The organism is Lactobacillus nasalidis (genome assembly GCF_016587775.1).
GTDB classification, from domain to species: domain Bacteria; phylum Bacillota; class Bacilli; order Lactobacillales; family Lactobacillaceae; genus Lactobacillus; species Lactobacillus nasalidis.
In genome coordinates, this window is the sequence record NZ_BOCG01000322.1 from 1 (window position 1) to 4,799 (window position 4,799).

Genomic DNA, 4,799 nt, shown 5'->3' on the forward strand with positions numbered 1-4,799 from the left:
GCCAGAGGATCCCTGGCGTGTCCATGATCTGGATGCCGTAAGGCGTCTTCAGCCAGGCCTGGCCCTTGGTTACCCCCGGCCGGTCGCCGGTAACGGCCACGTTGCGGCCAACCAGGCGGTTGATGATGGTCGACTTGCCGCAATTCGGCACGCCAACCAGGCAGATGCGGATGATCGGGTTGGAGGCCCCTCTCTCTTCCAGCTTGCGCACCTTGTCGCTGGCCGCCTTCTTGATCAAGGTGATCAAGGCCTGCATGTTGGTGTTGTGCTGGGCATCCATGGCCATCACCAATGTCCGCGGACCTTGGAGTTTCTTTTGCCACTGCTTGGTCATGACCGGGTCTGCCAGGTCGGCCTTGTTCAAAACGATTAGGTGCGGCTTGTCGCCAACCAATTCGCCGATCATCGGGTTTCTTGAGGCGCTGGGAATTCTCGCGTCCAAAACCTCAACAACCACGTCAATCAAGTTTAATTTTTCTTCCAGTTGATTCCTGGCCTTGTTCATATGGCCGGGATACCATTGAATTTTAGTCATTTTTCCTCCCAATAACAACACAAAAGGAAGCCGCAGCTCCCTTTTCGTGCTTGTAGTGATGTTAATACTGCATTTTCTCTTCGTATGCCTGGTAGGCGTCGTCAAAGATCGTCATACTCGGCAAGTAAGCTGCGTTTTCTTCCAAATATTCTGACAACTTGGTCCGGTCCTGCTCCTGTCTGGGGAAAGTCGAATCAAACTGCGCGTTGTTGGCAAACTGGGCCAGGTCGTCTGTTGAGTCAGGGTCGCGCAGAGTCATCAGAAATTGGTAAAAGCTCTGTCGGTAAGCCATTTGCTACTCCGTGTAAAACATGACCGCGTAGGCCTCGTGGCCGGCGTGCGTGATGATGATCGGACTGGTTTCCTGAACCAGGATCTCCAGGCCCGGGTTGACCTCTTTGAAGCGCTGGGCCAGCTCTTCCATCTTGTCACGGGTGTCAACGTAGGAAATCCCGACGTACTTGACCCGGCTGCCCAGTTCCTTGAGCTGGTCGACCAGCATGTCGTCAAACTTCTTGATGAACTTCTTGCCCCGGCCCCGGTAAGGAACGTTCAAGCTGCCTTCCTTCATGGTCAGGCCAACGTGGAAGTTCAAAGCTGAAACCACCCGGCCGGCCCACTTGCCCAGCCGGCCGCCGGCCAGAATGTTCTGCAGGTTCGGCACCATCATTTCCAGGTGCATCTGCTTGCCCAGCTGGTTCAGGTGCTCCACGATCTCCGGCATTTCCTTGCCGGCAGCAATGTCTTTGGCGGCCTCAATGCAGTAGTAGCCTTGGGCCCGGTCAGTGTAACCGCAGTCAATGACGGTGATTCTGCCGGCAACCATTTCCGCGGCCTGCCGGGCTGAATCGACCGTGCCCGACAGGCACTTGGCCATGAAAATCCCCAAGACCTCGCTGCCGTCAGCGGTTAATTCTTCCATTTTTTCGACAAACTGGCCGACAGGCGGCTGGCTGGTCTTCGGCAGACTTTTCCCTTCGTCCATCTTTTGAATAAAGTTGGCCCGGGTAATGTCAACGCCGTCCGTGTAGGTATGCCCATCAATCGTGACCGAGAGCGGCACCACCGTAATACCGTACTTTTCAATTTCTTCCGGACTCAGCTGTACTGAGGAATCCGTCATGATCTTGATTCTAGACAATTTAACTGACCTCAATTTCCAAATCATCCTACCATCTTCCGCGAGTATGATAGAATAAACTTAATACAGATTTAGTATAGCAAAATTTTTAGCAAAAACTAAAGGAATTGATCAGATTGAAAGGATGTTTACATGAGTTTTAATCCTTGGGAACCGGCCAAGGACCGGTCAAAGGCTTACAATATCGTTGACAACGTGCTCTCAGCCGTCGTTCACGGGATCGGCTTCGGCCTGTCCGTGGCCGGCCTGGTAGTCCTGGTAGTGCACGCAGCGCACACGCACAGCGCCTTGCGGATCACGGCTTTTGCCATTTACGGCTCATGCATGATTCTGCTCTATCTCTTCTCCACCCTTTATCACAGCTTGATCTTTACCAGGGCCAACAGGGTCTTCCAGATCTTTGACCACTCGTCGATCTTCATCGCCATCGCCGGCTCCTACACCCCTTACACGCTTGTAGCCATCGGCGGCACCAAGGGCTGGGTCATGTTCGGCATTATCTGGGCTTTGACCATCTTCGGGATCCTATACTACATCTTCAACCAGGGCAAGCACGTCATCGGCGACACCATCCTTTACGTGGCCATGGGCTGGATGGTGATTTTCGCGGGCAGCCAGCTCATGGCCAGCCTGGGGCCGACCGGCTTCTGGCTGCTGGTCTGGGGCGGGATTGCCTACACTTTCGGCTGTCTCTTCTTTTCGATGCGGGGACTGCCTTTCAGCCACGTGATCTGGCACCTCTTTGTTCTGCTGGGTTCAATTCTGATGTTCTTTTCCGTTTTGTTTTATGTCTGAAAAAGGCGCTGATTCCTTCAGCGCCTTTTATATTTGCAAAAAAGCGGCGATCGCGTCCGGATCGTTGTCCACCTTTCCTTCGACCACACCGGTCAAAGCCCGGCGAAGCAGCTGGCCCAGGGCCGGCGACGGCTTGATGCCCTGCCTGATCAGCCACTGGCCGTCGATCGTCAATTCGCTGCTCTGCTTGATTGGCAGACGCTCATAGCGGTCCTGCAGACTCCGGCCGGGGAGCGGCTGGCCTAGCAGATCGGCAATCTTCAAGGCGGCCTGCAGGTTTTCCCGGCCGATCGCAAAGAGGTCAAAATCGCTCGCCGCTCTCTGGCTTAGGAGGTCAAAAGCGGCAACGATCTTCTTGACCTGCTGGCTCATGGCATTGGAATTCTTCCACTCGCGCATGAAGGCGGCAATCTGGCCTACGGGCAGGTTGAGCATGATCACGATCAAGCTCCAAAAAACGGCCTCTTCATCCGGCCCAGCCTTCAGGTCCGGGAAAATGGCCAGGCGGGCTTTTTGCCCCTTAAGTCCCGGGCACTCCTCGCTGAGGCCAGTGTCCAAAAATTCCCTAAAGGCCCGCCGGCTGTCCGGACCCAGGGCCAGCTTGACGAACTCCTCCCGAATTCTTTCCACCGAGATCTTGCTCAGCAGCTCGTGGTTGGCGACGATGGCCTGCCGGGTCTTGCCTTCAAGCTGAAAGGACAGCTGGCTCATGAAGCGGACGGCCCGCATCATTCGCAGGGCATCTTCATGAAAGCGCTCTTCAGCATTTCCGACCGCCTTGATCAAGTGCCGGTCCAAGTCACCCAGTCCGTCAAACAAGTCGACGATCTCTCCTTGTCTGTTCATGGCCAGGGCATTGATCGTAAAGTCGCGCCGCTTCAAGTCCTCATCCAGGTTTTGAACGAAAGTGACCTTGTCTGGCCGGCGGAAGTCCTGGTAGCCTGATTCGGTTCTGAAGGTGGTAATCTCGTAGCTGCCGCCGCCATACAAGACGGTGACGGTCCCGTGCTGGATGCCGGTGTCGATGCTTTTGGCAAAAGTCTGCTTGACTTCTTCCGGATAAGCGCTGGTAGCTATGTCAACGTCGTGAATCGGCCGCTTGATCAGCAGGTCGCGGACGCAGCCGCCGACGAAATATGCCTCGTAGCCAGCCGCTTCCAGCTTTTCCAAGACCGGCATGGCGGCGGTGAAAACTTCCGGCAAATAACTAATTTTCATAATGTTCTCCACTTTACCTTATTTTTGTTAAAATTAATACGCATGGGGAATTTCAAGAAAGGAGCATCGAAATGTCCAAATCTTATTTCAAATGGACTATGAGCAATACGGTCGATATCCTGATGATTGCCCTGGGCTCAGCCATCTATGCCTTCAGCGTGGACCTGGTGTCCATCCCCAACAAGCTGGCCGACGGGGGATTGTCGGGCTTTACCTTGATCATCCGGCACTTCTGGGGGATCAATCCGGGTATCAGCACCTTCATCATCAACATTCCCCTAATTATTCTAGGTTTCAAATACATGGGCAAAAGAGCCATGCTCTACACTGTCTGGGGCACTCTTTGCCTGTCGCTTTTCTTGAACGCGTGGTCCCTGCAATCTATTATAAAACAAGTTCCGCTCCATCACGACCCCTTCCTGGCCACAGTTACCGCTGGCTGCCTGTCGGGCCTGGGTTTGGGCCTGGTCTTCCGCTTTAACGGAACCACTGGCGGCAGCGACATCGTTGCCCGCGTCGTTCAGGAAAAATACGGCATTGCCCCGAGCAGCGGCCTTTTGATGCTGGACTTTCTCGCCCTGGCCTGCTCTTTGTCTTACCTGGACTTTTTCCATGTCGGCTACACCATGGTGTCTTGCTATATCTTGTCCAAGGTCCTGGGGCTGGTTACCGAAGGCGGCACCCGGGCCAGAGGCGTCTTCATCATTTCCCAGAAATACCGGGAAATTGCCACGCTGATCGATTTGAAGCTGGAACGCGGCTTCACCTACATCAACGCTGAAGGCGGCTATTCCAGCGACCCGCAGCACATGATCTACCTGGTGCTGTCGCCAAGAGAGATCCCCAAGCTCAAAAAGCTGGTCAAGGCCGAGGATCCCAAAGCCTTCATCACCTTCTTTGAAGCCAACGAGGCCATCGGGGAAGGCTTCAGCTACAAGACCAAGCATGCAAATTTCTTTATCCGCAAATAATAAAGGAGCCACTTTACAGTGACTCCTTTTTTGATGCTCAATATTCCTGCTTGATCCGCCGGTCCGCGACCCGCAGCTTCTTGCTGAAGACGGGCGCCAGTCTTTCCAGCAAGCGGACCGGATCGATCCGGTCGTGCTC

6 protein-coding genes are annotated in these 4,799 nt (G+C 54.4%); 2 read left to right on the top strand and 4 right to left on the bottom strand.

The features are described from left to right. The 3 genes from ylqF to fakB form a co-directional block, all read right to left on the bottom strand. The coding region (gene ylqF, locus lacNas_RS06095; RefSeq protein WP_201346693.1) for a ribosome biogenesis GTPase YlqF at positions 1-535 on the bottom strand (535 nt) is incomplete at its 3' end. Positions 536-596: 61 nt separating this feature from the next. Next, positions 597-827 (bottom strand): YozE family protein, encoded by a 231-nt coding sequence (locus lacNas_RS06100; protein WP_201331168.1) that lies wholly within the window; start codon positions 825-827, stop codon positions 597-599. A 3-nt stretch (positions 828-830) separates the two neighbouring features. Further along, positions 831-1,676: a DegV family protein gene (gene fakB, locus lacNas_RS06105; protein WP_307865702.1), complete on the bottom strand. Its 846-nt coding sequence runs from the start codon at positions 1,674-1,676 to the stop codon at positions 831-833. Between the two features lie 132 nt (positions 1,677-1,808). On the opposite strand from fakB, the gene trhA reads away from it, so the two are divergent. After that, positions 1,809-2,471 carry a PAQR family membrane homeostasis protein TrhA gene (gene trhA, locus lacNas_RS06110; RefSeq protein WP_201331170.1) on the top strand — a complete coding sequence of 221 codons (663 nt, stop codon included), beginning with the start codon at positions 1,809-1,811 and terminating at the stop codon, positions 2,469-2,471. 27 nt (positions 2,472-2,498) lie between these two features. Here trhA and lacNas_RS06115 read toward each other — a convergent pair whose 3' ends face one another. Next, positions 2,499-3,689 (bottom strand): CCA tRNA nucleotidyltransferase, encoded by a 1,191-nt coding sequence (locus tag lacNas_RS06115; RefSeq protein ID WP_201331171.1) that lies wholly within the window; start codon positions 3,687-3,689, stop codon positions 2,499-2,501. Between the two features lie 71 nt (positions 3,690-3,760). Between lacNas_RS06115 and lacNas_RS06120 the strand changes: the two genes are divergently transcribed. Next, positions 3,761-4,660 carry a YitT family protein gene (locus lacNas_RS06120; protein WP_201331172.1) on the top strand — a complete coding sequence of 300 codons (900 nt, stop codon included), beginning with the start codon at positions 3,761-3,763 and terminating at the stop codon, positions 4,658-4,660. Positions 4,661-4,799: the final 139 nt, after the last annotated feature.

What these genes read in the sequence shown, in the direction of transcription:
- lacNas_RS06115 (WP_201331171.1), bottom strand. Translation starts at nt 3,689, where the DNA reads ATGAAAATTAGTTATTTGCCGGAAGTTTTCACCGCCGCCATGCCGGTC.
- lacNas_RS06100 (WP_201331168.1), bottom strand. Translation starts at nt 827, where the DNA reads ATGGCTTACCGACAGAGCTTTTACCAATTTCTGATGACTCTGCGCGAC.
- lacNas_RS06120 (WP_201331172.1), top strand. Translation starts at nt 3,761, where the DNA reads ATGTCCAAATCTTATTTCAAATGGACTATGAGCAATACGGTCGATATC.
- trhA (WP_201331170.1), top strand. Translation starts at nt 1,809, where the DNA reads ATGAGTTTTAATCCTTGGGAACCGGCCAAGGACCGGTCAAAGGCTTAC.